At 64.1% G+C, this 25,120-nt stretch carries 25 protein-coding genes and 1 pseudogene; 15 read left to right on the top strand and 11 right to left on the bottom strand.

All coding sequences use genetic code 11. The features are described from left to right. Window positions 1-10: 10 nt before the first annotated feature. The 4 genes from CAG33_RS13630 to dksA all read right to left on the bottom strand — a co-directional run bounded on the left by CAG33_RS13630 (window position 11) and on the right by dksA (window position 4,709). Complete coding sequence (locus CAG33_RS13630; RefSeq protein WP_170930000.1) at window positions 11-2,965, bottom strand: sensor histidine kinase; 2,955 nt, start codon at window positions 2,963-2,965, stop codon at window positions 11-13. Continuing rightward, entirely contained in the window at window positions 2,949-3,125 is a 177-nt protein-coding gene (locus CAG33_RS28270) for a hypothetical protein (RefSeq protein ID WP_003176118.1), read from the bottom strand. The genes CAG33_RS13630 and CAG33_RS28270 overlap by 17 nt, the downstream gene beginning before the upstream one ends. Before the next feature lie 77 nt (window positions 3,126-3,202). Continuing rightward, entirely contained in the window at window positions 3,203-4,090 is an 888-nt protein-coding gene (gluQRS, locus tag CAG33_RS13625) for a tRNA glutamyl-Q(34) synthetase GluQRS (RefSeq protein WP_170929999.1), read from the bottom strand. Window positions 4,091-4,271: 181 nt separating this feature from the next. Next, complete coding sequence (gene dksA / locus CAG33_RS13620) at window positions 4,272-4,709, bottom strand: RNA polymerase-binding protein DksA (protein ID WP_085632256.1); 438 nt, start codon at window positions 4,707-4,709, stop codon at window positions 4,272-4,274. A gap of 331 nt (window positions 4,710-5,040) precedes the next feature. On the opposite strand from dksA, the gene CAG33_RS13615 reads away from it, so the two are divergent. Continuing rightward, complete coding sequence (locus tag CAG33_RS13615; protein WP_085584275.1) at window positions 5,041-6,213, top strand: pyridoxal phosphate-dependent aminotransferase; 1,173 nt, start codon at window positions 5,041-5,043, stop codon at window positions 6,211-6,213. Then, window positions 6,213-6,926, top strand: a complete 714-nt coding sequence (gene sfsA, locus CAG33_RS13610) for a DNA/RNA nuclease SfsA (RefSeq protein ID WP_085584277.1) — start codon at window positions 6,213-6,215, stop codon at window positions 6,924-6,926. The genes CAG33_RS13615 and sfsA overlap by 1 nt, the downstream gene beginning before the upstream one ends. Here sfsA and CAG33_RS13605 read toward each other — a convergent pair. Continuing rightward, window positions 6,923-7,240 carry a Rieske (2Fe-2S) protein gene (locus CAG33_RS13605; protein ID WP_085584279.1) on the bottom strand — a complete coding sequence of 106 codons (318 nt, stop codon included), beginning with the start codon at window positions 7,238-7,240 and terminating at the stop codon, window positions 6,923-6,925. The genes sfsA and CAG33_RS13605 overlap by 4 nt on opposite strands. A 164-nt stretch (window positions 7,241-7,404) precedes the next feature. Between CAG33_RS13605 and CAG33_RS13600 the strand changes: the two genes are divergently transcribed. From CAG33_RS13600 to CAG33_RS13585, 4 genes are read left to right on the top strand one after another with little or no spacing between them, the layout of a single operon-like run. Beyond that, window positions 7,405-8,277 (top strand): hemin ABC transporter substrate-binding protein, encoded by an 873-nt coding sequence (locus CAG33_RS13600; RefSeq protein WP_085638830.1) that lies wholly within the window; start codon window positions 7,405-7,407, stop codon window positions 8,275-8,277. A 50-nt stretch (window positions 8,278-8,327) separates the two neighbouring features. Next, entirely contained in the window at window positions 8,328-9,311 is a 984-nt protein-coding gene (locus CAG33_RS13595; protein WP_170930003.1) for an iron ABC transporter permease, read from the top strand. Further along, window positions 9,311-10,078 (top strand): heme ABC transporter ATP-binding protein, encoded by a 768-nt coding sequence (locus CAG33_RS13590; RefSeq protein WP_085638824.1) that lies wholly within the window; start codon window positions 9,311-9,313, stop codon window positions 10,076-10,078. The genes CAG33_RS13595 and CAG33_RS13590 overlap by 1 nt, the downstream gene beginning before the upstream one ends. 21 nt (window positions 10,079-10,099) lie before the next feature. Further along, window positions 10,100-10,948: a ChaN family lipoprotein gene (locus CAG33_RS13585; RefSeq protein ID WP_085638821.1), complete on the top strand. Its 849-nt coding sequence runs from the start codon at window positions 10,100-10,102 to the stop codon at window positions 10,946-10,948. Window positions 10,949-11,174: 226 nt separating this feature from the next. Here the strand turns inward: CAG33_RS13585 and CAG33_RS13580 are convergent, their stop codons facing one another. From CAG33_RS13580 to CAG33_RS13565, 4 genes are all read right to left on the bottom strand, one after another. Continuing rightward, complete coding sequence (locus CAG33_RS13580; RefSeq protein ID WP_085632246.1) at window positions 11,175-11,966, bottom strand: Crp/Fnr family transcriptional regulator; 792 nt, start codon at window positions 11,964-11,966, stop codon at window positions 11,175-11,177. A 16-nt stretch (window positions 11,967-11,982) separates the two neighbouring features. Then, window positions 11,983-12,255 (bottom strand): TfoX/Sxy family protein, encoded by a 273-nt coding sequence (locus tag CAG33_RS13575; RefSeq protein ID WP_003228231.1) that lies wholly within the window; start codon window positions 12,253-12,255, stop codon window positions 11,983-11,985. A 201-nt stretch (window positions 12,256-12,456) separates the two neighbouring features. After that, a complete protein-coding gene (locus CAG33_RS13570; protein ID WP_085584291.1) occupies window positions 12,457-12,801 on the bottom strand; it encodes a pentapeptide repeat-containing protein in 345 nt (114 codons plus the stop codon). A 91-nt stretch (window positions 12,802-12,892) separates the two neighbouring features. Further along, window positions 12,893-14,449, bottom strand: a complete 1,557-nt coding sequence (locus CAG33_RS13565; RefSeq protein WP_085584293.1) for a bifunctional aminoglycoside phosphotransferase/ATP-binding protein — start codon at window positions 14,447-14,449, stop codon at window positions 12,893-12,895. A 116-nt stretch (window positions 14,450-14,565) separates the two neighbouring features. Between CAG33_RS13565 and mrcB the strand changes: the two genes are divergently transcribed. The 3 genes from mrcB to CAG33_RS13550 are packed head-to-tail and all read left to right on the top strand — an operon-like array spanning window position 14,566 to window position 17,991. After that, on the top strand, window positions 14,566-16,890 hold the full coding sequence (mrcB, locus tag CAG33_RS13560; protein WP_085584295.1) for a penicillin-binding protein 1B: 2,325 nt from the start codon (window positions 14,566-14,568) through the stop codon (window positions 16,888-16,890). A gap of 16 nt (window positions 16,891-16,906) precedes the next feature. Next, complete coding sequence (locus CAG33_RS13555) at window positions 16,907-17,656, top strand: tetratricopeptide repeat protein (RefSeq protein ID WP_085584297.1); 750 nt, start codon at window positions 16,907-16,909, stop codon at window positions 17,654-17,656. Next, window positions 17,656-17,991, top strand: a complete 336-nt coding sequence (locus CAG33_RS13550; RefSeq protein ID WP_085584299.1) for a YqcC family protein — start codon at window positions 17,656-17,658, stop codon at window positions 17,989-17,991. Before CAG33_RS13555 ends, CAG33_RS13550 begins: the two co-directional genes overlap by 1 nt. A gap of 18 nt (window positions 17,992-18,009) precedes the next feature. On the opposite strand, the gene CAG33_RS13545 is transcribed toward CAG33_RS13550, so the two are convergent. Further along, a complete protein-coding gene (locus tag CAG33_RS13545; protein ID WP_085584301.1) occupies window positions 18,010-18,435 on the bottom strand; it encodes a DUF4124 domain-containing protein in 426 nt (141 codons plus the stop codon). A gap of 401 nt (window positions 18,436-18,836) precedes the next feature. Here CAG33_RS13545 and CAG33_RS13540 point away from each other — a divergent pair, with 401 nt between their 5' ends. From CAG33_RS13540 to msrQ, 6 genes are all read left to right on the top strand, one after another. Beyond that, window positions 18,837-20,561 (top strand): acetolactate synthase 3 large subunit, encoded by a 1,725-nt coding sequence (locus tag CAG33_RS13540; protein ID WP_085584316.1) that lies wholly within the window; start codon window positions 18,837-18,839, stop codon window positions 20,559-20,561. Between the two features lie 2 nt (window positions 20,562-20,563). After that, window positions 20,564-21,055 carry an acetolactate synthase small subunit gene (gene ilvN, locus CAG33_RS13535; protein ID WP_040064172.1) on the top strand — a complete coding sequence of 164 codons (492 nt, stop codon included), beginning with the start codon at window positions 20,564-20,566 and terminating at the stop codon, window positions 21,053-21,055. A 48-nt stretch (window positions 21,056-21,103) separates the two neighbouring features. Continuing rightward, entirely contained in the window at window positions 21,104-22,120 is a 1,017-nt protein-coding gene (ilvC, locus tag CAG33_RS13530; RefSeq protein ID WP_085632244.1) for a ketol-acid reductoisomerase, read from the top strand. A 147-nt stretch (window positions 22,121-22,267) separates the two neighbouring features. Next, on the top strand, window positions 22,268-23,125 hold the full coding sequence (gene pssA / locus CAG33_RS13525) for a CDP-diacylglycerol--serine O-phosphatidyltransferase (protein WP_085584305.1): 858 nt from the start codon (window positions 22,268-22,270) through the stop codon (window positions 23,123-23,125). A 63-nt stretch (window positions 23,126-23,188) separates the two neighbouring features. Then, the gene (gene msrP, locus CAG33_RS13520; protein WP_085638819.1) at window positions 23,189-24,202 is read left to right on the top strand and encodes a protein-methionine-sulfoxide reductase catalytic subunit MsrP; all 1,014 of its coding nucleotides are present in this window, start codon (window positions 23,189-23,191) and stop codon (window positions 24,200-24,202) included. After that, window positions 24,202-24,819 (top strand): protein-methionine-sulfoxide reductase heme-binding subunit MsrQ, encoded by a 618-nt coding sequence (msrQ, locus tag CAG33_RS13515; protein ID WP_085638816.1) that lies wholly within the window; start codon window positions 24,202-24,204, stop codon window positions 24,817-24,819. The genes msrP and msrQ overlap by 1 nt, the downstream gene beginning before the upstream one ends. A gap of 116 nt (window positions 24,820-24,935) precedes the next feature. On the opposite strand, the pseudogene CAG33_RS28670 reads toward msrQ, so the two are convergent. After that, window positions 24,936-25,120, bottom strand: a pseudogene (locus CAG33_RS28670) (hypothetical protein); the annotation flags it as partial.

Genomic DNA, 25,120 nt, shown 5'->3' with positions numbered 1-25,120 from the left:
CTCGACGGTCTCAGTTCACAGCGGACGTCGCTTCGACATGACGCGGCAAAGTCACCCGGATACGGGTGCCGCGCTGGCTCTGTACATCAGCCGGGCTGTCGATGGTGATTTGTCCATAATGCTCTTCAACGATGGAATAGACCAGTGCAAGGCCCAGGCCGGTGCCTTCGCCAGGGTCCTTGGTGGTGAAGAAAGGTTCGAACAATCGGTCCATGATGCTCGACGGGATGCCGCTGCCTTCGTCTTCCACGATCAGGTCGACCGTGTGTTCGTAGGCTTCGCTCCTCACCCGCACCGCACTGCCGGCGGGCGAGGCGTCACGGGCGTTGGACAGCAGGTTGATCAATACCTGGGCGAGCCGCTGCGGGTCGCCTTCGACCCAATGGTCCGGGTCGCACAGGTTGAAGAACTGAACCTCGAAGTTGCGCCGGTTCAAGGCTAGAAGACCGATGGCGTCCTGCGCCACTTCCGCCAGACAGACGGGTTCGTCGCTGTGCTGATGGCTGCCGGCGTGGGCGAAGCTCATCAGGGACTGGACGATGCGCGACACGCGTTTGGTCTGTTCGAGGATCTGGCCGCTGATTTCCGTCAGTTCGCCGTCCTCTTCGCGCTCCTCGCGCAGGTTCTGCGCCAGGCAAGCGATGCCGGTGATCGGGTTGCCGATTTCGTGGGCCACGCCGGCCGCCAGCCGACCGATGCTGGCCAGGCGTTCGGAGTGCACCAGCTTGTCTTCGAGCATCTGGGTTTCGGTCAGGTCCTCGACCAGCAGCACCAGGCCACTGTTGCCCGGCGCCAGCGGTTCGTCGATCGCCGCCTTGTGCAGGTTCAGCCAGCGGGTCTGGCCGTCGAGGGTCAGGTGCTGCTTGTGCAGGTGCTCGTCCGGCACGTTGATGAAGCCTTGCAGCAGTTCTTTCCACGGGTTGGCGATGGTGCCCAGGCGCGAGCCGACCACCCGTTGCGCCGCGATACCGGTCAGTTCCTCCATCGCCTTGTTCCACATCAGGATCTCCTGATCCTTGGCCAGCGAGCAGACGCCCATCGGCAGCTCCTGCAGGGTCTGGCGGTGGTAGCGGCGCAGGGCGTCGAGTTCGGCGGCCAGCCCCGTGAGGCGGGAGTGGTAGTCCTCGAGGCGGCTTTCGATGAAGTGGATGTCTTCGGTGACGTAGTTTTCGCCGCCGGCCTTGTAGGGCAGGAAGGTTTCCACCATGTCCTGGGCCACGCTCGGCCCCATCAGGCCGGACAGGTTCGCTTCGATGCGGTCGCGCAGGCGGCGCAGGGCGTAGGGGCGGCGCTCGTCGAACGGCAGGTAGAGGTCGCGCAGGGCCTGTTCGACTTCCTTCTGCGCGGCTTTGGCGCCCAGCGGCTTGGCCAGCTGGGTGGCGAATTCCTGCGGCGAGGCGGCGTGCAGTTCCCGGCGCTGCGGACGGCGCACGTTGTCCACCGCGCAGGCTTCGGCGGCGCTGGCCTCTTCGGGGCTGGCGTTGGTGAACAGCGAAATCAGGGTGAACATCAGGACGTTGGCGGCCAGCGAGGCGATGGCCGCCATGTGCCAACTGGTGTCGTCCAGCACGTAGATCATGTTCAGCAGCGGGATGTAGAAGCCCTGCAGGTTGCCGACCAGCGGCAGCAGCATGGTCACCACCCACACCATGATCCCCGCCAGCAGGCCGGCGATGAAGCCGCGCCGGTTGGCGGTCGGCCAGTACAGCACCGACAGCACGCCGGGCAGGAACTGCAGGGTGGCGACGAAGGCCACGATGCCGAGGTTGGCCAGATCCTGGCCCGGGCCGAGCATCAGGTAGAAGCAGAAGCCGGCCATGATGATCGCGACGATCAGCGCCCGCCGCGTCCATTTCAGCCAGCGGTAGATGTTGCCCTCGGCCGGCGGCTGGTAGAGCGGCAGCACCAGGTGGTTGAGCGCCATCCCGGACAGGGCCAGGGTGGTGACGATGATCAGCCCGCTGGCCGCCGACAGGCCGCCGACGTAAGCCAGCAGCGCCAGCGCCTTGCTGTCGGCGGCGATGCCGATGCCGAGGGTGAAGTATTCGGGGTTGGTGGTGGCGCCCAGCTTGAGCCCGGCCCAGAGGATCAGCGGCACCGCCAGGCTCATCAGCAGCAGGAACAGCGGCAGGCCCCAGCTCGCGCTCACCAGCGAGCGCGGGTTGAGGTTCTCGGTGAAGGTCATGTGGTACATGTGCGGCATCACGATGGCCGAGGCGAAGAACACCAGCAGCAGGGTGCGCCACGGGCCTTCCTGCAGCGGCGTGTGCAGGGCGGCGAGGGCGGTCTGGTTCTGCAGCAGCCACAGTTCCAGCTGCTGCGGGCCGTCGAACACGCCGTACAGCGCGTAGAGGCCGACGCCGCCCAGGGCCACCAGCTTGATCACCGACTCGAAGGCGATCGCGAACACCAGGCCTTCGTGCTTCTCGCGGGTGGCGATGTGCCGGGAACCGAAGAAGATCGTGAACAGGATGATCAGCGCACAGAACGCCAGGGCCACGCGGTTCTGCACCGGCTCGCCGGTGAGGGTGCCGATGGAGTCGGCCACGGCCTGGATCTGCAGCGCCAGCAGCGGCAGCACGCCGATCAGCATGAAGATCGTGGTCAGCGCGCCGGCCCAGGTGCTGCGGAAACGGAAGGCGAACAGGTCCGCCAGCGACGACAGCTGATAGGTGCGGGTGATCTTGAGGATCGGGTACAGCAGCACCGGCGCCAGCAGGAACGCGCCGGAGACCCCCAGGTAACTGGACAGGAACCCGTAGCCGTACTGATAGGCCAGGCCGACCGTGCCGTAGAACGCCCAGGCGCTGGCATAGACCCCCAGCGACAGGGTGTAGGTCAGCGGATGGCGAATGATCGCCCGCGGGATCATGCCCCGTTCGCTGATCCAGGCCACGCCGAACAGGGCGGCCAGGTAGGCGGCGCTGATCAGCAGCATCTGGGTCAGGCTAAAGCTCATCGGCATCTTTTTGGCTCTGCAGGATGAAGGTCACGACGATCAGGATCAGCCACAGCAGATAAGGGCGATACCAGGCGCCCGTGGCGTCGATCCACCAATCCATGATGGCCGGCGAAAACAGGTAGATCCCCACGACCAGAAGCAGGACCAAGCGATAGATGTACATCCCGGCCTCTCTTTTTTATGCGCGTGCCCGAAAACGTGCGGCGATGGTAACGGATGGGCGCGCCACTGCAAGTGCCGTCACAGCAGTTGTGCTTCGGGCAATGTCAGTGTGCGCGGGATTTTCGCGGCGTCCCAGTGGGCGCAGCCCCAGGCCAGCAGTTCCTGCGGGGTGGCGTCGGCCAGTTCCGGGCCGGGTTCCTGGCCCAGCGCCCGCAGGGCCCTGAGCAGCAGGGGCGTTGCCTGGTCGGCGGTCAGCGGCGGGGAGCGGTAGGACTTGCCGAGCTTGTTGCCGTCCGGCTGGGTGATCAGCGGCAGGTGCAGGTAGCGCGGCTGGCGCAGGCCCAGCAGTTCCTGCAGGTAGAGCTGGCGCGGTGTGGAGTCGAGCAGGTCGGCGCCGCGCACGATGTCGGTGATGCCCTGCCAGGCGTCGTCCAGCACCACGGCCAGTTGGTAGGCGTAGAGACCGTCGCGGCGGCGGATCACGAAGTCGCCGACGTCGCGGCCCAGGTGCTGGCGGAACTCGCCCTGCACGCGGTCGGTGAAGCGGTACTCCAGCTCCGGCACGCGCACGCGGATCGCCGCGTCCTCCTGGCCATGGCCGGCATTGCGGCACAGCCCCGGGTAGATGCCGCCGTAGGGCTCCAGTTGCTTGCGCGAGCAGGTGCAGGCGTAGGCCAGGCCTTGATTGAACAGGCGGTTGAGCACTTCGGCGTAGGCGTCGTGGCGGTCGCTCTGGCGCACCATCTCGCCGTCCCATTCGAAGCCGTAGCGCTCCAAAGCCTCGAGGATCGCGGCCTGGGCGCCGGGTTCTTCCCGGGGCGGATCGAGATCCTCCATGCGCACCAGCCAGCAGCCGCCGACCGAGCGCGCGTCCAGATAGGACGCGAGGGCGGCCACCAGCGAGCCGAAGTGCAGGTGTCCGCTGGGGGTGGGGGCGAAGCGGCCGATGTAGGCAGGGGAGGTCATGGCGGTCATGGGGATGGCGATACGGGTTCCAGGCTTGCGCCGACTCGCTGCGGGAGCGGGCTTGTCCGCGGATGCGATGTTTCGTTCAGCATAGGACGGGGCTGACGCTGCGTTGTCGCAGGTTCAGGAGCGGAAACGAAAACGGAGCGTTCGCACGCTCCGTTCTCTGCTCGGGCCGGGATTACTTGCCGACCTGCTTTTCCTTGATTTCCGCCAGGGTCTTGCAGTCGATGCACAGGTCGGCGGTAGGACGGGCCTCGAGGCGCTTGACGCCGATCTCGATGCCGCAGGACTCGCACCAGCCGTACTCTTCGTCCTGGATCAGTTCGAGGGTCTTGTCGATCTTCTTGATCAACTTGCGCTCGCGGTCGCGGGCGCGCAGCTCGAGGGCGAACTCTTCTTCCTGGCTGGCACGGTCGGCCGGATCCGGGAAGTTGGCAGCCTCATCCTTCATGTGGTCTACCGTCTTGTCGACCCCTTCCATCAGCTCTTTTTTCCAGCTCATCAAAAGCTTGGTGAAGTGAGCGCGCATGGGGGCGCCCATGTACTCCTCGCCTTCGGCCGGAACGTAAGGTTCGAAACCGCTGATCGTCGGTTGTTGCTTTGCTTGGGTGGGCATGAATGGACCGCCTCTACTCTTGTAATCCATTGCGCAGGATTGCTCCATCACCGACACCTGCCGGCCCTGCGGCTGCAAGCGGGCGAACTTACCAGATCAATTCGGCCCGCGCCACTCCCGGATGTCGAGCCCGCGGCCGGTGGCGCCTGCAAATGTTTGCCAGGCCGTGTCCGGTGGTGCTGGAGACCTGATCAATCACTGATTTTAGTCAATCCTGGAGCATACGTATGGCTCGTTACAGTCCAGAGTCTCAGAGGTTCTGACCGCTGCGGGTTCTCGACCGTTCCGCGACGTGGGTAGAATCGCTTCTTTTCCCTGGGAAGCAAGGCCGATGGCTCAGTCCTACAGTGCGCGCAGTCGTGCGATCGAACCGTTTCATGTCATGGCGCTGCTGGCGCGGGCCAACGAGCTCCAGGCCGCCGGCCACGACGTGATCCACCTTGAGATCGGCGAGCCGGACTTCACCACCGCCGAGCCGATCATCCGCGCCGGGCAGGCGGCGCTGGAGGCAGGGAAAACCCGCTACACCGCCGCCAGGGGCATTCCCGAGCTGCGCGAGGCGATCGCCGGCTTCTACCGCCAGCGCCATGGCCTGGACATCGATCCGCAGCGCATTCTGATCACGCCCGGCGGTTCCGGCGCACTGCTGCTGGCCAGCGCCTTGCTGGTGGATCCGGGCAAGCATTGGCTGCTGGCCGACCCCGGCTACCCGTGCAACCGGCATTTCCTGCGGCTGGTCGAAGGCGCGGCGCAATTGGTGCCGGTCGGCCCCGAGGTGCGCTATCAGCTGACGCCGGACCTGGTCGACCGTCATTGGGACCACGACAGCGTCGGCGCGCTGGTCGCCTCGCCGGCCAACCCCACCGGCACGGTGCTGAGCCGCGACGAGCTGGCGGCGCTGTCCGCGGCGGTCAAGGCGCGCCACGGCCATCTGGTGGTGGACGAGATCTATCATGGCCTGACCTACGGCACCGACGCTGCCAGCGTCCTTGAAGTGGATGACAGTGCTTTTGTCCTGAACAGTTTTTCCAAGTATTTCGGCATGACCGGGTGGCGCCTCGGCTGGCTGGTGGCGCCGCAGGCGGCGGTCGGCGAGCTGGAGAAGCTTGCACAGAACCTCTACATCAGTGCCCCGAGCATCGCCCAGCAAGCCGCGCTGGCGTGCTTCGAGCCCAATACCATCGCCATCCTCGAGGAACGCCGCGCCGAGTTCGGCCGCCGTCGGGATTTCCTCCTGCCGGCACTGCGCGAATTGGGCTTCAACATCGCCGTGGAGCCGGAAGGGGCGTTCTACCTGTACGCCGACATCAGCCGGTTCGGCGGCGATGCCTTCGCGTTCTGCCGGCATTTCCTTGAGACCGAGCATGTGGCATTCACGCCGGGGCTGGACTTCGGCCGTCATCAGGCCGGCCATCACGTGCGGTTCGCCTACACGCAAAACCTTGCGCGCCTGCAAGAAGCGGTGGATCGGATCGCCCGCGGCCTGAAGAGCTGGCAAGGCTGATGCGCTTTCATCCTCCCCTCGAAGAGGCGCGGCTGATCCGGCGCTACAAGCGGTTTCTCGCCGATGTCGAGACGGTCGGCGGTGAGTCGTTGACGCTCCACTGTCCGAACACCGGCTCGATGCTCAATTGCCTGGTGGAGGGCGGGCAGGTCTGGTTCAGTCGCTCCAACGATCCCAAGCGCAAGCTGCCCGGCACCTGGGAGATCGGCGAAACCCCGCAGGGCCGGCGGTTCTGCGTGAACACCGGGCGGGCCAATGCCTTGGTCGAGGAGGCGTTGCAGGCCGGAGTGATCCGCGAGCTGAACGGGTTTACCGCGCTGAAGCGCGAAGTCGCTTACGGTCAGGAAAAGAGCCGGATCGATTTTCGTCTCGACTACCCGCAAGGGCCGGCCTACGTGGAAGTGAAGAGCGTCACCCTGGGCTTCGACGGCACGGCGGTGGCGGCGTTTCCCGATGCGGTGACCGAGCGCGGCGCCAAGCACCTGCGCGAGCTCGCGCACCTGGCCCGGGACGGCATCCGGGCGGTGCAGCTGTATTGCGTCAATCTCAGCGGCATCGACGCGGTGCGCCCGGCCCGTGAAATCGATCCGGGCTACGCCGATGCCCTGCGCGAGGCGGTGGCCTGCGGGGTCGAGGTGCTGGCCTATGGCGTGCGGCTGGATCATCAGCAGATGGTGATCGACCGCCGGTTGGACGTCTTGCTCGACGGCTAGAGGTCGACCCACAGCCCTTGGGCGTCTTCGCGGCAGGGGATGGCGGTCAGCGCCTGTCCGGCGCAGGGGCCGGAGACGCATTCGCCGTCCTCGATCAGAAACAGCGCGCCGTGGGTAGCGCACTGGATCAGGCTGTTGCTCGGGTCGAGAAAACGGTCCGGGTGCCATTCCAGCCCCACGCCCCGGTGCGGGCAGCGGTTCAGGTAGACATAGGCCCGGCCGCTGCGGCGCACCGCGAACAGCCTTTTCCCTTCGATATCGAAACCGCGGCTGCCGGCCTCGGCCAGCTCGGCGCCCGCGCACAGAAACTTCATGGCTATCCTCAAATGTCGGCTCGTGTCCGGATGTGTCCGAGCTTGACGTTCAAATGCAAACAATTATCAAATGGCCGCCTTCGTCCGCCGCCTGGCGACCCGATGCCGAGGATACTTGTCCTCGCGTCGCGATGCCCGGAAAAACCTGTTCAAGGAAGCTGTTCATGCGCCTGAGTACCCGCATCGCCGTGCTGTGCACCGGACTGTTCGTCAGCCACCTGGCAGGGGCGGCGGACTTGCCGCAACGCTGGGTCAGCGCCGGCGGGGCCTTGTCGGAATGGGTGAGCGCGTTGGGCGGCGAGGCCAAATTGGTGGGCGTCGACACCACCAGCCAGCATCCGGAATCGCTCAAGGCGCTGCCGAGCATCGGCTATCAGCGCAGCCTTTCGGCCGAGGGGATCCTGAGCCTGCGCCCGCAGATTTTGATCGGCACCGAGGAAATGGGCCCGCCGCCGGTGATTTCCCAGGTGCGCAGCTCTGGCGTGCAGGTGGAGCTGTTCTCGGCCCAGCCTGACCTGCCGACCCTGGAAAAGAACGTCAACCGTCTGGGGGCGCTGCTGGGGGCCGATGAGCAGGCCGCGCAGCAGCTGCACAATTATCAACAGCAGCTGGATACGCAAAAGCAGCGCGTGGCTCAAGCGCAGGCGAAGCAGAAGGCTCCGGGCGTGCTGCTGATCCTGGGGCATGCCGGCGGCAAACCGCTGATCGCCGGCACCGACACCGCCGCGGACTGGATGATCCGCCAGGCCGGTGGGCGCAACCTGGCGACGCAATCCGGCTACAAGCCTTTTTCCGTGGAGTCGCTGGCGGGCCTGGATCCTGAAGTACTGGTCTTCGCCGACCGGGCGATGAACGGCGAGGCGGCGAAGGCGGCCCTGTTCAAGGAAAACCCGATCCTCAACGCCAGCCGTGCGGCCAAGGCCGGGCGGGTGCTGGAGCTGGATCCGACGCTGCTGGTCGGCGGCCTCGGGCCGCGTCTGCCGGCGGCGCTGAAGGCGCTGTCCGACGGTTTCTACCCGGCCAAGGGCGGGCAATGAATCCAGTGGTCAAACCCCGGGGCCTGTTCATCGGCCTGATCCTGTTGTGCCTGTCGGCGACCTGGCTGTCGTTGGCGCTGGGGCCGGTCAGCCTGCCGTTGCTGGATACGCTGCGCACGGCCTTGCGCATGCTCGGCGTGCCGCTGGCGGCGGACGGGCTGGAGCAGGCCGAACTGATCCTTTGGCAGATCCGTCTGCCGCGCACGCTGCTCGGGCTGGCGGTCGGCGGGGTGCTGGCGCTGTCCGGCGTGGCGATGCAGGGGTTGTTCCGCAATCCGTTGGCCGACCCGGGGCTGGTCGGTGTGTCCAGCGGCGCGGCGTTGGGGGCGGCGGTGGCGATTGTCGGCGGTTCGCTGTTCGGTGGGCTGCCGGAGTGGTTCGGCCCCTATTTGTTGTCGGCGTGCGCGTTTCTCGGCGGCCTCGGGGTGACGGCGCTGGTGTACCGGCTGGGCCGGCGCAACGGGCAGACCAATGTCGCCACCATGCTGTTGGCGGGGATCGCCCTGACCGCGCTGGCCAGCTCGGCCGTCGGCCTGTTCACTTACCTGGCGGATGACGCGACCCTGCGCACCCTGACGTTCTGGAACCTGGGCAGCCTCAACGGCGCCAGTTACGCACGCTTGTGGCCGCTGCTGATCATCAGCGCCGGGGTGGCCTTGTGGCTGCCGCGCCGGGCACGGGCGCTGAATGCGCTGTTGCTGGGGGAGTCCGAGGCCGGGCATCTTGGCATCGATGTCGAACGGCTCAAGCGCGAACTGGTGTTCTGCACGGCCCTCGGCGTCGGCGCGGCCGTGGCGGCGGCGGGAATGATCGGTTTCGTCGGCCTGGTGGTGCCGCATCTGGTGCGGCTGCTGGCCGGGCCCGATCACCGGGTGCTGTTGCCGGCGTCGGTGCTGGCCGGGGCGAGCCTGCTGTTGCTGGCGGATCTGGTGGCGCGGCTGGCGCTGGCGCCGGCGGAACTGCCGATCGGCATCGTGACGGCGTTCATCGGGGCGCCGTTCTTCCTTTATCTGCTGCTGCGGGGGCGGGCCTGATGTTGCGCGCAGACAATCTGCACATCCGCCGCGGCCGCAAGACGGTGCTGGCCGGGGTCAGCCTGCAGCTTGCGCCGGGCGAGGTGCTGGGGGTGCTGGGCCCGAACGGCGCGGGCAAGAGCACGTTGCTCGGCGCCTTGTGCGGCGAGCTGGCGCCGGACGACGGTGACGTCCTGCTTGAGGGCGTGGCATTGGCGCAGTGGCGCGGCAGCCGACGCGCCCAGCGGCTGGCGGTGCTGCCGCAGGTGTCCACCCTGGAGTTCGCTTTCCGCGTCGAGGAAGTGGTCGGGATGGGGCGCTTGCCGCATCAGGCCGGACGGGTGCGCGACGATGAAATCATCATCGAGGCGTTACAGGCGGCGGATGCGGCGCACTTGAGCGGACGCAGCTATCTGGCGCTGTCCGGCGGCGAACGCCAGCGTGTGCACCTGGCGCGGGTGCTGGCGCAGTTGTGGCCGGGGCAGGCCGGGCAGACCCTGCTGCTGGACGAGCCGACGTCGATGCTCGATCCGCTGCATCAGCACACCACGCTGCAGGCCGTGCGGGCGTTTGCCGACCGCGGCGCGGCGGTGATGGTGATCCTGCATGATCTGAATCTGGCGGCGCGCTATTGTGATCGCATCCTGCTGCTCGAAGGCGGGCGGCCCGTGGCGCTGGACACGCCGCAGCAGGTGTTGCGGCCGGACTCGCTCAAGGCGGTGTTCGGCCTGGAGGTGCTGGTGCAACCGCATCCGGAGCGCGGACACCCGCTGATCATCGCCCGCTGAACGGTTCTACGAGGTGCAGGCATGCGCGCAATCCTGTTGTTGGCGATCTTGTTGCTCGGCGGCTGTCAGGCTGTGGCACCGCCTCCGGTCACGGGCGAAATCCGGGACCTGCGTAGCGCTGAGGCGCTGACGCCCCGGCAACTGCTGGCACGCCTGGGCGAGCCGCAGCGGGTGATCGTCGGCGAGCAGCACGACAATGCCGACCACCATGGCCTGCAGCTGTGGCTGCTGCAGAACCTGGAAAAGGAACGCCCCCAAGGCAGCCTGCTGTTGGAAATGCTGGTGCCCGAGCAACAGGCGCGGGTCGATGATGTGCGCAGGTCCGCTGCGCCTCCCGCAGACCTTGCCCAAGCCTTGGCCTGGCAGGATGGATGGGACTGGAGCCTGTACGGGCCGATCGTCCGGTTTGCCCTCGCTCAGCCTTATCCGCTGCTGGCGGCCAATCTCGATGCCGCCGACGTTCGGGCGTTCTACCGCGAGTCTCCGGCGTTGAGCGGAACCCGCAGCAACGCTGCACCGGTCAAGAAGCAATTGCTGGAGCAGATTGCCGATTCTCACTGCGGCTTGCTGCCGGCCTCGCAAATGCCGGCGATGCTGGCGGTTCAGCAACAGCGGGATCGGCGCATGGCCTCGCGCTTGTTGGCGGCGCCTGCGCCCGCGATGCTGTTCGCCGGAGCCTTTCATGCGCACAAGGATGTCGGCGTGCCGCTGCATGCGCTGGATCTTGGCGCAGAGGAAGCGCCGACGGTGCTGCTGCTGGCGGAACAGGGCAGTGAAGTGTCGGCGAGCATGGCCGACTATGTCTGGTTCACGCCTGCCCGACCGCCGCAGGATTACTGTGCCGAGATGCGAAAGCAGTTCGGCAAATGACTTTTCCACAGGCAAAAAAAGACCCGGTAAAAACCGGGTCAAATAACCGTGATTAGCCTGATGAGGAGATAATCTGAGAGTCCGAACCAAGGGCCTTTCAGAATATCGACCGGTCTCGCGACCAGTTGTGATAATCATAGCGATTCTCATTACCAAGTCAACATCCCTTTCCGATTTCTTTTCCCTTGTCTGGAAAAAGGCCAAAAAGCCCCGGAAACAAGGGACGTCAATGCTGGGCGTGAAACGCGGCAAGCTGGCGGTTGAGCTGGTCGATGCGCCGCGCCATGCTTTCGATCAGGCTGTGGGCGATTTTAGGGTTGGTGCGCGTCATGCTGAGAAACTGATCGCCGGGAATCAGCATCACGGTGCTCGGCTCGCTGGCGATCACCGTAGCGTTGCGCGGTTCGCCGGTGAACGCCGCCATGGCCCCGAAGATCTCGTCCTTGGGCACATCGCCCACCTTGTGTCCGTCGACAAACGCTTCGGCATGCCCTTCGATGATCACGAACACATGGTCGGAGGTGTCGCCCTGCTGAATCAGCACTTCACCTGTAGGAACCCGTTTGAACCCGTTGGTGCTGCGGAACTCGCGGGGCTTAAGCTCGGCGACGGCATGGGCGAGCAGGGCGGTCTGGCCGAGCAGGTAGCGCAGGAACAGGTCGCCGTTCGCGGGCGTCGAGTACACATGCTGGAACACATCGTTTCGCCGATACGGCAACAGGCTCAGTGGGCCGTCTGCGCACAGCCGCAGATCCGTCCACTCCGGCCCTTGCTGCAGGCCGATCAGGTCGCCCTCGTGCCAATAGAACAAGGTCCGGGCGGCGAGGCTGCCGTTGACCACGCCTTGGCTGAGCATAAACAGCCGGTCGCCGGGCAACTGCGCCATCAGGTCGTCCGCCGACTCCAGCTCCAGCGGCGGCCCGCAAGGCGCAAGCCCCGCCAGGCATTGCATCGGCAGGTCCTGCAGGCGACTGGTCAACGCATCGGCATAGGCCGACTGATCCCCGAGCAAGTACATGGCGGCGAGTGCCCGTTCAATTCTTGTGGCGGGAGGAAATGGCTTCGAGCTGCTTGTTCAGAGCGTCCTTGCGCTCGGCGGGGATGTCGTTCCAGTGCACGTCCATCAACGCCCCTTCAATCGCGTACAGCAACACCTTCGACGCCCGGAACCCTCGGGTCCGCACGGCACGGTAAGCGTCCACCGCGCCCAGGCGGCGCAGATCCGAAGCGCTGTGGATGCCCACGGCATGCAGCCATTGCGCCGACGTCTTGCCGAGATTCTTCAGGTGTTGCAGTTCATCATTCATCAAGCCTCCTTGCGACGGCCGAATGGTGCGTGGGCGATCTTCTCAGGAGTGTAGCCATCAGCAGGAAAAGCGTGGTTCGTTGGTCGGATTGGACGCAAACGCTTCTAAGGGGCGGCCGATTGCTCAGCAGCAGTGGCGGGGCGTGGGAAGGAACGGGCGGCATGCCGTCCAGCGCAGGGGCGCTGGACGGCTCGGGCGGCTTCAGCGGGTGCGGTAGCGCAGCCGGGTGCCGAAATTCATCGACATCAGAATCTCGTCGGCGCTCAGCTCAGGCGGAAAGTACGCGCCGGAGATCTGCGCGTGGGCCAGGCTGGCGCCTTCCAGCGAGGCTTGGCGAAAGTCGATGCCGCGAAGGTCGGCGGAGCGGAAATAGGCGTCGGTGAAATCAACGCCGTCAGCGTTCAGTTCACGCAGGTCGAGGCCGCGGAAATCGCCGCCCACCATATCGATCGGCCCGTCCTTGGGTCGCTCCTTGTTGAAGCCTGCGATGTCGTCCTTGTGCAGCAAGGCGTACAGCGGAGTGTCGAGTAGTTTCGGCTGGCTCATGTCAATTCACCTGTTGGTTTTATGACGCCAGTATAATGCCACTATTTGACGGCCGTGAAGCAAGCGGGGGCTTCACGGCCGAAATAGTCCCTTACAGGCCTGGCAGACGCTGACGGATCTGTGCCACTACGGTGTCCAGCGTGCCGGATTCATTGGTCTGCACGCGCTTGCTGCGCAGGATCTCTTCCGGGGTCAGGGCTTCTCGGTTGGCCTGTTGCGCCTCGATGACGGCCAGGGTCGCGTCGGACGGATCTTTTTTGTCCGCCTGACGAATCGCCAACCAGCTTTCGATCACGGCTTGCGGCGCGTTGCAGTCCAAGATCAGGAACGGCGTGCCGGTGGCCTCGGCGACGGCCGCCGCGCTGTCGCGCTGGCCGCGCTTGAGGTAGGTCGCATCGATCACCACCGGGAAGCCTGCACGCAGGATCACCGCCGCCACTTCATGCAGACGGTCGTAGGTGGCGACGCTGGCTTCAGGGCTGTAGATGCCGGCCTGGACGTCATTGGCGACGGTCTGCTCGCCGAACAGGCGCTTGCGCTCCACGTCGGAACGCAGGCGGACGGCGCCCAACGCTTCCACGAGGCGCATGGCCACGTGGCTCTTGCCCACCGCCGATACGCCGTGGGTGATCGCCATGAAGCGCGAAGGGATGGTGCTGTAGCTTTCCGCCAGGTTGGCGTAGTTGCGGTACTGGCGCAGGGTGGTGGCGCGCTGCACCGGCGTGGCGTCGGCCGGCATGCTGAACAGCGACACCTTGGCGCGCACCAGGGCGCGATAGGCCTTGTAGAAGTTCAGGACTTCCAGGCCCTGGTAGTCGCCGGTCAGTTCCAGGTACTGGCTGATGAAGCGGCGGGCCAGGGATTTCAGGCCACGGTCTTCCAGGTCCATCGCCAGGAAACCGATGTCGGCGTAGACGTCGGTGAAACGGAACGGTTCGTTGAACTCGATGCAGTCGAAGATCACGACCTTGCCGTCGATCACGGTGGCGTTGCCCAGGTGGATGTCACCGTGGCATTCGCGGGTGAAGCCCTCGGCCTTGCGTTGGGCGAACAGCGGCTTGAGGCGATCGAAGCTGGCTTCGGCCCAGGCCTCGAGGGCTTCGAGTTGCAGCAGGTCGTTCTTGTCGCTGAGGAACGGACGGATCTGCTCGAAGTTCTGGCGAACCGGCGCCATCACGCTGTCCGGCGTGCCGGCGTCGTGTTCGGCCGGCACCTTCGGCGCATTGAGGTGGAAACGGGCGATCTGCTCGGCCATCTCGTCGATGTGGGCAGTGGTCAGCTCGCCGTTGGCCTGCAGGGTGCTGAGCAGCCCGGTCTGCGGGAACTGGCGCATCTTCAGCACGTATTCGATGGCCGGGCCGTCGCCGCCCAGTTGCGGGTTCTCGGCGGTGCCGGTGACCGGCAGGACCTCCAGGTAAAGGTCGTCGGTCAGGCGCTGGTTCAGCCGCAGCTCTTCGCCGCAGAAATGCGCGCGGGACTCGAGGCCGGTGAAGTCGAGGAAGCCGAAGTTCACCGGCTTCTTCACTTTATAGGCGAACTGACCGGTGAGCAGCACCCACGAGATGTGGGTTTCGATGACCTGGAACCCTTCGACGGGGTGCGGGTAGAGGGCCGGGTTTTGCAGGGCAGCGATCAGGGACTGGCTCACAGGTGATCCTTCAGTGTCTGGGGGATTCGAGGCGCTCATTATGGCCGCTCGCCCGCCCGACGCAAACCTCGGAGCGCTCCTGTTGAGTATGAATAAAGTGCGTATAATCCGCCGCCATGACACGTACCCGATCCCCCCGCACACCGAAAAAACCACCCTCCCGGGGCCTGCGCCCATGGCTGGGCTGGGCCCTTAAACTCAGCCTGGTCGGCCTTGTGGTGCTGGCCGGCTTCGCCGTGTACCTCGATGCCGTGGTGCAGGAGAAATTCTCCGGCAAGCGCTGGACGATCCCGGCCAAGGTGTACGCGCGGCCGCTTGAGCTGTTCGTCGGACAAAAGCTGAGCAAGGACGATTTCCTCACCGAACTCGATGCCCTCGGCTACCGCCGCGAAAGCGTCAGCAACGGCCCCGGCGCGGCATCGGTCAACGGCAACACCGTCGACCTGAACACCCGTGGCTTCCAGTTCTATGAAGGGCTGGAAAAACCGCAGCCGGTGCGCGTGCGGTTCTCCGGCGACTACGTGGCCGAGCTCTCGGCGACCAACGGCTCGAAACTGTCCGTGGTGCGCCTGGAGCCGCTGCTGATCGGCGGGATCTACCCGAAAAACCTCGAAGACCGGATCCTGATCAAACTCGACCAGGTGCCGCCGTACCTGCTGGAAACCCTGGTGGCCGTGGAAGACCGGGATTTCTACAGCCACTGGGGCGTGTCGCCGAAGTCGATCGCCCGGGCGGTGTGGGTGAACACCTCCGGCGGCAAGATGACCCAGGGCGGCAGTACGCTGACCCAGCAGTTGGTGAAGAACTTCTACCTGACCAACGAACGCAGCCTGACCCGCAAGCTCACCGAAGCCATGATGGCGATGCTGCTGGAGCTGCATTACGACAAGAAGGAAATCCTTGAGGCGTACCTCAACGAAGTGTTCGTGGGCCAGGACGGTCAGCGTGCGGTGCACGGTTTCGGTCTGGCCAGCCAGTTCTTCTTCGGCCAGCCGCTGTCCGAGCTGAAGCTGCATCAGGTCGCGCTGCTGGTGGGCATGGTCAAGGGGCCGTCCTACTACAACCCGCGCCGCAACCCGGAGCGGGCGCTGGAGCGACGCAACCTGGTGCTCGACGTGCTTGAGCAGCAGGGCGTCGCGACCGCCGAACAGGTGGAGGCGGCGAAGAAGATGCCGCTGGGCGTGACCACCCGCGGCAAGCTGGCCGACAGCTCGTTCCCGGGCTTCATCGATCTGGTCAAGCGCCAGTTGCGTGAAGACTACCGCGACGAAGACTTGACCGAAGAGGGCCTGCGGATTTTCACCAGCTTCGATCCGATCCTGCAGATGAAGGCCGAAGCGTCGGTCAACGACACCTTCAAGCGCCTGTCCGGCCGCAAAGGCGCCGACGACGTGGAAGCGGCAATGGTCGTGACCAACCCGGAAACGGGCGAGGTCCAGGCCATGATCGGCAGCCGTCAGGCCAGCTTCGCCGGCTTCAACCGGGCACTGGATGCGGTGCGGCCGATCGGCTCGCTGATCAAGCCGGCGGTGTACCTGACCGCGCTGGAGAAGCCGAGCCAGTACACGCTGACCAGTTGGCTGTCGGACGAATCCTTCTCGGTGAAGGGCGCGGACGGGCAGGTCTGGAAACCGCAGAACTATGACCGCCGCTCCCACGGCACCGTGTTCCTTTATCAGGGACTGGCGCATTCCTACAACTTGTCCACAGCCCGTCTGGGGCTCGCCATCGGTGTGCCCAACGTGCTCAAGACCTTGGGACGCCTGGGCGTTACCCGCGACTTCCCGGCCTTCCCATCGATGCTGCTGGGGGCAGGCGGCATGACCCCGATGGAAGTGGCGACCATGTACCAGACCCTGGCCAACGGCGGCTTCAACACGCCGATGCGCGGGATCCGCAGCGTGCTGACCGCCGAGGGCGAACCGCTCAAGCGCTATCCGTTCCAGATCGAACAGCGCTTTGATCCGGCCTCGATCTACCTGATCCAGAACGCCATGCAGCGAGTCATGCGTGAAGGCACCGGCAGTTCGGTCTATAACGTGTTGCCCAAGACCCTGACGCTGGCCGGCAAGACCGGCACCAGCAACGACTCGCGCGACAGCTGGTTCGCCGGGTTCAGCCAGGACCTGCTGGCGGTGGTGTGGCTGGGCCGCGACGACAACGGCAAGACGCCGTTCACCGGCGCCACCGGCGCGCTGCAGGTCTGGACCAGTTTCATGCGCAAGGCCGATCCGCTGCCGCTGGACATGCCGCAACCGGACAACGTGGTGCAGGCCTGGGTCGATGCGCGCACCGGCCAGGGTTCCGACGCCAATTGCCCGGGTGCGGTGCAGATGCCGTATATTCGCGGCAGCGAGCCTCCGCCCGGCGCTGCGTGTGCGGGCGAAAACCCCACACCTGCCGAGTCGGTGATGGATTGGGTCAAGGGCTGGATGAATTAAGCAAAGAGGGATTCAAGTGAACAAGTGGTTGATTCCGGCGGTGACCGCCGTGGCGCTGCTCAGCGGCTGCTCCACCGTGCAGCGTGGTTCGATTCCGGTTGTGGATTCCGGCACCGCCGTGTCCAACAGCGAGCGCATTTCGGCCAATGGCGGGTTCCGGCAGACGACCGTGAAGCGGCCGGCGCAGAGCCAGGCCCAGGCCATTCCCCAAGGCGACACCGGCGTGGTGGTGATGGTGCCGGGCGGCGCGGCGACCTCGACGCCGATCAGCACCTCGCCGATCGTTCCGGGCCCGGCGTCCGGCGGCATCACCCCGGGGCCGTACAACGCTGCGCCGGTGGAATCCGCACCGATCGGCTCCGGCAGCTACAGCATGCCTTCGGCACCGAGCGGCATCCCGTCGGCCAGCGGCAGCGGCGGCGGTCTGTCCGCCGACGAGCAACTGGACGGCCCGGTGCTCGCGCTGTTGACCACCGCCCAACAGCAACAGGCCGGCGGCGACCTCAACGGCGCCTCGTCCAGCCTGGAGCGTGCCCAGCGTGTGGCCCCGCGTGAGCCGCAAGTGCTTTACCGCCTGGCCCAGGTGCGCATGGCCCAAGGCGATGCGCCGCAGGCCGAGCAGTTCGCCCGCCGTGCCCTGACGATGGCCAACGGTCGTCCGGACCTGCAGGCCAGCCTGTGGGAGCTGATCGCCCAGGCCCGCGAGAAGCAGGGCGATGCCTCCGGCGCCGCGCTGGCCCGTCAGAAAGCCCGGGTCTCGCTGTGATGGACGTGCGTTTTCCGAAAGTCGCCGATCAGTTGCTGCTGATCGAGCGTGAACTGCGCGCCCAGGGCTGGTGGGACGACGTGCCGCCGTCCGCCGAGGCCCTGAACAGCGTCGAGCCCTTCGCCGTCGATACCCTCGAGTTCGAGCAGTGGCTGCAATGGATCTTCCTGCCGAAGATGAAGATCATCCTTGAGCAGGATCTGCCGCTGCCCAACGCGTCGGGCATCCAGGAAATGGCCGAGATGGTCTTCGCCCAGCGCAACGTGCAGGGCAAGGACCGTCAACTGCAGGTGCTGCTCAAAGAGTTCGACCTGCTGATCACCGCATCGCGTTGAGCCGGAAACTGCCGGTGGCTACTGGCAGTTTTCGTTTATCTGCTTGTGCGTTTCGGCGATTCGCTCCTGACGCTGCTCTTCGTTGAGCCGTCGCACCTTTCCCTCCACTTCTTCCCTCAGGCGCGGATTGTTCTGCAACTGCGCAAGATTGGTGCGCGCCTGGTCGCAAAACGCCGTCAGCTGCGCTTGCTGTTCGGCGACTTGCCGCTTGACCTTTTCGTCGATGGCTTTCTGGTCGCCGAGTGCGCCGCTGCCCGGCATTGCCGATGGCTTGGACGCAGAGGGGAGGGGCGGGGCAGAGGGCTGCACGGTGATGGCGGGCTGTCCCGGCGGCGGTTGCGCGTCGAAATGCGTGACCCCTTGGGCGTCCACCCAAGTGTAGATCTGACCGGCCATGCACCACGGGCTAAGGCCGATCAGCAGACTGGCGATAAGCGTTCGCATGCTGATTCCTTGGTAAAACTGCGCAATCGGAGCTAACAGAGTAGCTCTTTACAGGTTTTTTCTTGCGTTCTCATGTATTTACCCACAATTAAGCCCATAGACGGCTTGACTTGCAGAGGGCGAAACAGAAGAATCCAAAGTCCGCTGTAGAGGGACTGCCAGAAGCAGACCCGCTCGGCAGATCATGAGGCGCCTATCCGCGTCGACCTGTTACACCCGCAACGCGTTACCTCGCGCTGGGTGGGAAAGGCCCGCAACACTTGGGACGATCCCAATACTTGCTCAGTCAGTGCTGACGTAGTCGGCGACCACCGTCGCTCATGCTCTGCCGAGAAGTAAACCTATTAAGACCCGTTCCGCTATTTCGTGGACGGTATTCTGGCGTTTTAGAGGTGAACAACGTGGAGCTTTTATCTGGCGGTGAGATGCTCGTCCGCTTCTTGCGTGACGAAGGCGTCAAATATATCTACGGGTACCCGGGTGGTGCTCTCCTTCATGTCTACGATGCCCTGTTCAAAGAACCGGAAGTGACCCACATCCTGGTTCGTCACGAACAAGCGGCTACCCATATGGCTGACGGCTATGCCCGTGCCACCGGCAAGGCCGGCGTGGTGCTGGTGACGTCCGGTCCTGGCGCCACAAACGCCATTACCGGTATCGCGACCGCCTACATGGACTCCATTCCGATGGTGATCATTTCCGGTCAGGTGCCGAGCACCATGGTCGGCACCGATGCGTTCCAGGAAACCGACATGATCGGCATCTCCCGGCCGATCGTGAAGCACAGCTTCATGATCAAGCACGCTTCGGAAATCCCGGAAGTCATGAAGAAGGCCTTCTACCTGGCGCAATCCGGTCGTCCGGGCCCGGTCGTTGTCGATGTCCCGAAAGACATGACCAACCCGGCCGAGAAGTTCGAATACGTCTTCCCGAAAAAAGCCAAGCTGCGTTCCTACAGCCCGGCCGTCCGCGGCCACTCCGGGCAAATCCGCAAGGCAGCGGAAATGCTCCTGGCGGCCAAGCGTCCCGTGCTCTATTCGGGCGGCGGCGTGATCCTCGGCAACGGCTCCGCGCCGCTGACCGAACTGGCCAAGATGCTCAACCTGCCGGTGACCAACACCCTGATGGGCCTGGGCGGTTTCCCCGGCACCGACCGTCAGTTCATCGGCATGCTCGGCATGCACGGCAGCTACACCGCTAACCTGGCGATGCACCATGCCGATGTGATCCTGGCCGTCGGCGCACGTTTCGACGACCGTGTGATCAACGGCGCGCCGAAGTTCTGCCCGAACGCCAAGATCATTCACGTCGACATCGACCCGGCGTCGATCTCCAAGACCATCAAGGCCGACGTACCGATCGTAGGTCCCGTCGAGAGCGTCATGACCGAAATGGTCGCGATCCTCAAGGAAATCGGCGAGACCCCGAACAAGGACGCCGTGACCAGCTGGTGGAAGCAGATCGACGAGTGGCGCGGTGACCGCGGCCTGTTCCCTTACGACAAGGGCGACGGCAGCAAGATCAAGCCGCAGACCGTGATCGAGACCCTGTGCGAAGTGACCAAGGGCGATGCCTTTGTGACCTCCGACGTGGGCCAGCACCAGATGTTCGCTGCGCAGTACTACAAGTTCAACAAGCCCAACCGTTGGATCAACTCCGGTGGCCTGGGCACCATGGGCTTCGGTTTCCCGGCGGCCATGGGCGTGAAGCTGAGCTTCCCGGATTCGGACGTCGCGTGCGTGACGGGCGAGGGCAGCATCCAGATGAACATCCAGGAACTGTCGACCTGCATGCAGTACGGTCTGCCGGTGAAGATCGTCAACCTGAACAACGGCGTGCTGGGCATGGTTCGCCAGTGGCAGGACATGAGCTACGGCAGCCGCCACTCGCACTCCTACATGGAATCGCTGCCTGACTTCGTCAAGCTGGCCGAGGCCTATGGTCACGTGGGCATCCGCATCACCGACCTGAAGGACCTGAAGCCGAAGATGGAAGAGGCGTTCGCCATGAAGGATCGCCTGGTGTTCCTCGACATCCAGGTCGACACCAGCGAGCACGTCTACCCGATGCAGATCAAAGACGGCTCCATGCGCGATATGTGGCTGAGCAAGACGGAGCGTACCTAATCATGCGGCACATCATTTCCTTGCTTCTGGAAAACGAACCCGGCGCCTTGTCGCGTGTGGTCGGCCTGTTCTCGCAGCGCAACTACAACATCGAAAGCCTGACCGTGGCGCCGACCGAGGACCCGACCCTGTCGCGTCTGACGCTGACCACCGTCGGCCACGATGAAATCATCGAGCAGATCACCAAGAACCTGAACAAGCTGGTCGAGGTGGTCAAGCTGGTGGATCTGTCGGAGAGCGCTCACATCGAGCGCGAACTGATGCTGGTCAAGGTCAAGGCCACCGGCGCCCAGCGCGCCGAGATCAAACGCACCACCGATATCTATCGTGGGCAGATCGTCGATGTCAGCGCCAGCGTCTATACCGTTCAACTGACCGGTACCAGCGACAAGCTCGACAGCTTCATCCAGTCGATCGGCACTGCCTCGATTCTGGAAACCGTACGCAGCGGCGTCACCGGGATTGCCCGCGGCGACAAAGTGCTCAGCATCTAAAACAATTTGGCGAACGGCCTGAACGGCCTGGATATATAGGGGAATTTCATGAAAGTTTTCTACGATAAAGACTGTGACCTGTCGATCATCCAGGGCAAGAAAGTTGCCATCATCGGTTACGGTTCCCAAGGTCACGCCCAGGCGTGCAACCTGAAGGACTCGGGCGTCGACGTCACCGTCGGCCTGCGCAAAGGTTCCTCCACCGTCGCCAAGGCCGAGGCCCATGGCCTGAAAGTCACCGACGTGGCCACCGCTGTCGCCGGCGCCGACCTGGTCATGATCCTGACCCCGGACGAGTTCCAGTCCCAGCTGTACAAGAACGAAATCGAGCCGAACATCAAGAAGGGCGCCACCCTGGCCTTCTCCCACGGCTTCGCGATCCACTACAACCAGGTCGTTCCGCGTGCCGACCTCGACGTGATCATGATCGCGCCGAAAGCGCCGGGCCACACCGTGCGTTCCGAGTTCGTCAAAGGCGGCGGCATCCCTGACCTGATCGCCGTCTACCAGGACGCTTCGGGCAACGCCAAGAACGTTGCGCTGTCCTACGCGGCAGGCGTCGGCGGCGGCCGTACCGGCATCATCGAAACCACCTTCAAGGACGAGACCGAAACCGACCTGTTCGGCGAACAAGCCGTTCTGTGCGGCGGTACCGTCGAGCTGGTGAAAGCCGGTTTCGAAACCCTGGTCGAAGCAGGCTACGCGCCTGAAATGGCCTACTTCGAGTGCCTGCACGAACTGAAGCTGATCGTTGACCTCATGTACGAAGGCGGCATCGCCAACATGAACTACTCGATCTCCAACAACGCCGAGTACGGCGAGTACGTGACCGGCCCGGAAGTGATCAACGCCGAATCCCGTCAGGCCATGCGCAATGCCCTGAAACGCATTCAGGACGGCGAGTACGCCAAAATGTTCATCAGCGAAGGCGCGACCGGCTACCCTTCGATGACCGCCAAGCGTCGCAACAACGCCGCTCACGGCATCGAAATCATCGGCGAGCAACTGCGCTCGATGATGCCGTGGATCGGTGCCAACAAGATCGTCGACAAAGCCAAGAACTAAGTCCTCGACCCTTGTGCGAAAAACGCGGCCTCGGCCGCGTTTTTTCGTTTGAGCCCGACGCTTCTGGTATAAAGCTGCATCGTTTGCGGCCGAACCGTCGTCCCAGACACCTGTCGAAACTGTCCAATCCGTTGCAAGGTAATGTCCATGAGCGAACGTCCTGAAGAGCCGAACCAGGCTTCCGACGCCGAAAGCCTGCTGCCCGTCGACGAGCACGTCGAAGAGGGCCATGACGCCGAAGGCCGTAAAGTCCGGCATCGTGGTATCTATCTTCTGCCGAACCTGTTCACCACCGCGAACCTGTTCGCAGGGTTCTATTCCATCATCAACTCCATGAGCGCCCAGGCCGCATTGAGCGCGGGGGATGCGGCCAATGCGAGCAAGTACTTCGCTTTCGCCGCCATCGCGATCTTCGTCGCCATGGTGCTCGACGGCCTCGACGGCCGCGTCGCGCGGATGACCAACACCCAGAGCGCGTTCGGTGCCGAGTACGACTCGCTGTCCGATATGGTTGCCTTCGGCGTGGCCCCGGCGTTGCTGGCGTTCGGTTGGGCGCTGGGCGACATGGGCAAGGTCGGCTGGATGGTCGCCTTCATTTATGTGGCCGGTGCGGCACTGCGTCTGGCGCGCTTCAACACTCAGGTCGGCACGGCGGACAAGCGTTACTTCATCGGCTTGGCCAGCCCTGCTGCCGCCGGCGTGGTGGCGGGCATCGTCTGGGCGTTCAGCGATTACGGGATCCAGGGTTCGAAGATGTCGTTCCTGGTTGCCCTGATGGTCGCCGCTGCGGGCATGCTGATGGTCAGCAACATCAAGTACAACAGCTTCAAGGAACTGGACCTCAAAGGCCGCGTGCCTTTCGTGGCGATCCTCGCGGTGGTGCTGGTCTTTGCCGTGGTGTTCAGCGATCCGCCGCGCATCCTGCTGCTGGTTTTCCTTGCCTATGCAGCGTCCGGCCCGGTGCAGTACCTGTTGCATCTTCGTCGCCACAAAAACGCCGAGTGATGTAATTTCCCTCATACTCCGCAGTCTACGGGTGCATCTGTCCTCCAAAACTGCGGAGTTGTCATGCTGATCAAAGTCCCCAAGGCGTCCGGTTGCACTGAGTCGGACGTCACGCCCGAATCCATCTACCTGTCCCGTCGGCAACTGCTTGGCGCAACGGCCGCCGGCCTGGCCATGACCGGCCTGCCGCGCTGGGCCGGTGCCGAAGAGACTGCGCGTTACGCCGATGTCGATCCCGGAAAGGCACCTGCCTGGTTTGCCGAAAAACTGCCCTCCACCCAATGGGGAGCGGTCAGCGCCAAGGACGAGGCCATCACGCCGTTCAAGGACGCGACCCATTACAACAACTTCTATGAGTTCGGCACCGACAAGGGTGACCCGGCAGCCAACGCCGGCTCCCTGAAGACCGAACCCTGGAGCGTGGTGGTGGACGGCGAGGTGGGGAAGCCGGGGCGTTATGCGCTGGAAGACTTCATGAAGCCCTACCGATTGGAGGAGCGGATCTATCGTTTGCGCTGCGTCGAGGCGTGGTCGATGGTCATTCCCTGGATCGGCTTTCCTCTGTCGGCGTTGCTCAAGCAGGTCGAGCCGACCTCCAACGCCAAATTCATCCGTTTCGAAACCCTGCAGGATCCCAAGATCATGCCGGGGCAGCGATCCGGGTTCGCCCTGATCGATTGGCCCTATGTAGAGGGTTTGCGTCTGGATGAGGCAATGCATCCGTTGGCGATTCTGGCGGTCGGCATGTATGGCCGAGAACTGCCGAATCAGAATGGTGCGCCCCTGCGTCTGGTGGTGCCTTGGAAGTACGGCTTCAAGAGCGTGAAGTCGATCGTGCGGATCAGTCTGGTGAGTGAGCAGCCGAAGACCACCTGGCAAAGCATCGCGGCGAATGAATACGGCTTTTACGCGAACGTGAACCCGACGGTCGACCACCCAAGGTGGACGCAGGCGCGGGAGCGGCGTCTGCCGAACAGCCTGTTCAAGCCCAACGTGCGTGATACGCAGATGTTCAACGGCTACGCGGAAGAGGTTGCTTCTCTTTATGCCGGGCTCGATCTGCGGAAGAACTACTGATGCGGCATACCTTTTGGCGTATGGGTGTTTTTGTCGCCGCGGCGATCTGGCCGCTGCTGTGGTTCTACCAGGCCTTTTCGGATCTGCTCGGGCCGGATCCAGGCAAAGTGCTGGTCGATCGGTTAGGGCTAGGCGCGCTGGTGCTGCTGCTGGTCACCTTGAGCATGACGCCGGCACAGAAGCTGACCGGGTGGGCGGGATGGATTGCCGTCCGCAGGCAGCTGGGCCTTTGGTGCTTCGCCTATGTGGTTGTGCATTTGTTCAGCTATATGGCGTTCATCCTGGGGTTCGACTGGTCGCAGCTGGGGGGTGAGTTGCGCAAGCGTCCGTACGTCATCGTCGGAGCGCTGGCATTCCTGGGATTGCTGGCGCTAGCCGTCACCTCCAACCGTTACAGTCAGCGTCGGCTGGGTGTCCGTTGGAAGAAGCTGCATCGGTTGGTTTATCCGATCCTCGGGCTTGGGTTGCTGCATATGCTTTGGATCGTACGGGCGGACCTCAAGGAGTGGGCAGTCTATGCCTTTATAGGTGCCTCTCTATTGGTGCTGCGGATCCCTCCTGTGACGCGTCGGATCCCGCGGTTGATGGGGAAAAAGCGGATTCTGCAAGAAAAGTGAAATTAACGGTTGACGGTAGATTTCAGTTCTCTATAATTCGCCCCACTTCCGGCGCAGTCGAAACGGAAAACTCCTTGAAATTCAGCGAGTTATGAAGTTTTCGGCAGCGAGTCGCTTCAGTTCAGCGAAGCCCGGAGGGAGTCGAAGAGGGTGGTGCTGTTTGGCCCTTTCGGCGTTTCGATCCTCTCGGTCGAAAGCGGAGAAAAGAGGTGTTGACAGCAGCGTGCAACGCTGTAGAATTCGCCTCCCGCTGACGAGAGATCGAAAGCGCAAGTGGTTGAAGTTGAAAAAGAAATTTTGA

Source organism: Pseudomonas sp. B3(2017), from assembly GCF_002113595.1.
Classification (GTDB): domain Bacteria; phylum Pseudomonadota; class Gammaproteobacteria; order Pseudomonadales; family Pseudomonadaceae; genus Aquipseudomonas; species Aquipseudomonas ekonensis.
Note: the sequence above shows the minus strand (reverse complement) of the source record. Positions and strands in the feature narration are given on the sequence as shown.

Excerpts from the sequence above, each read along its gene's own strand:
- CAG33_RS13590 (WP_085638824.1), top strand. The coding sequence starts at position 9,311 with ATGTTGCGCGCAGACAATCTGCACATCCGCCGCGGCCGCAAGACGGTG.
- CAG33_RS13570 (WP_085584291.1), bottom strand. The coding sequence starts at position 12,801 with ATGAGCCAGCCGAAACTACTCGACACTCCGCTGTACGCCTTGCTGCAC.
- mrcB (WP_085584295.1), top strand. The coding sequence starts at position 14,566 with ATGACACGTACCCGATCCCCCCGCACACCGAAAAAACCACCCTCCCGG.
- CAG33_RS13615 (WP_085584275.1), top strand. The coding sequence starts at position 5,041 with ATGGCTCAGTCCTACAGTGCGCGCAGTCGTGCGATCGAACCGTTTCAT.
- msrQ (WP_085638816.1), top strand. The coding sequence starts at position 24,202 with ATGCGGCATACCTTTTGGCGTATGGGTGTTTTTGTCGCCGCGGCGATC.
- ilvN (WP_040064172.1), top strand. The coding sequence starts at position 20,564 with ATGCGGCACATCATTTCCTTGCTTCTGGAAAACGAACCCGGCGCCTTG.
- CAG33_RS13585 (WP_085638821.1), top strand. The coding sequence starts at position 10,100 with ATGCGCGCAATCCTGTTGTTGGCGATCTTGTTGCTCGGCGGCTGTCAG.
- CAG33_RS13600 (WP_085638830.1), top strand. The coding sequence starts at position 7,405 with ATGCGCCTGAGTACCCGCATCGCCGTGCTGTGCACCGGACTGTTCGTC.
- CAG33_RS28270 (WP_003176118.1), bottom strand. The coding sequence starts at position 3,125 with ATGTACATCTATCGCTTGGTCCTGCTTCTGGTCGTGGGGATCTACCTG.
- CAG33_RS13545 (WP_085584301.1), bottom strand. The coding sequence starts at position 18,435 with ATGCGAACGCTTATCGCCAGTCTGCTGATCGGCCTTAGCCCGTGGTGC.
- ilvC (WP_085632244.1), top strand. The coding sequence starts at position 21,104 with ATGAAAGTTTTCTACGATAAAGACTGTGACCTGTCGATCATCCAGGGC.
- dksA (WP_085632256.1), bottom strand. The coding sequence starts at position 4,709 with ATGCCCACCCAAGCAAAGCAACAACCGACGATCAGCGGTTTCGAACCT.
- CAG33_RS13605 (WP_085584279.1), bottom strand. The coding sequence starts at position 7,240 with ATGAAGTTTCTGTGCGCGGGCGCCGAGCTGGCCGAGGCCGGCAGCCGC.
- CAG33_RS13630 (WP_170930000.1), bottom strand. The coding sequence starts at position 2,965 with ATGCCGATGAGCTTTAGCCTGACCCAGATGCTGCTGATCAGCGCCGCC.
- msrP (WP_085638819.1), top strand. The coding sequence starts at position 23,189 with ATGCTGATCAAAGTCCCCAAGGCGTCCGGTTGCACTGAGTCGGACGTC.
- gluQRS (WP_170929999.1), bottom strand. The coding sequence starts at position 4,090 with ATGACCTCCCCTGCCTACATCGGCCGCTTCGCCCCCACCCCCAGCGGA.
- pssA (WP_085584305.1), top strand. The coding sequence starts at position 22,268 with ATGAGCGAACGTCCTGAAGAGCCGAACCAGGCTTCCGACGCCGAAAGC.
- CAG33_RS13575 (WP_003228231.1), bottom strand. The coding sequence starts at position 12,255 with ATGAATGATGAACTGCAACACCTGAAGAATCTCGGCAAGACGTCGGCG.
- CAG33_RS13580 (WP_085632246.1), bottom strand. The coding sequence starts at position 11,966 with ATGTACTTGCTCGGGGATCAGTCGGCCTATGCCGATGCGTTGACCAGT.
- sfsA (WP_085584277.1), top strand. The coding sequence starts at position 6,213 with ATGCGCTTTCATCCTCCCCTCGAAGAGGCGCGGCTGATCCGGCGCTAC.
- CAG33_RS13550 (WP_085584299.1), top strand. The coding sequence starts at position 17,656 with ATGGACGTGCGTTTTCCGAAAGTCGCCGATCAGTTGCTGCTGATCGAG.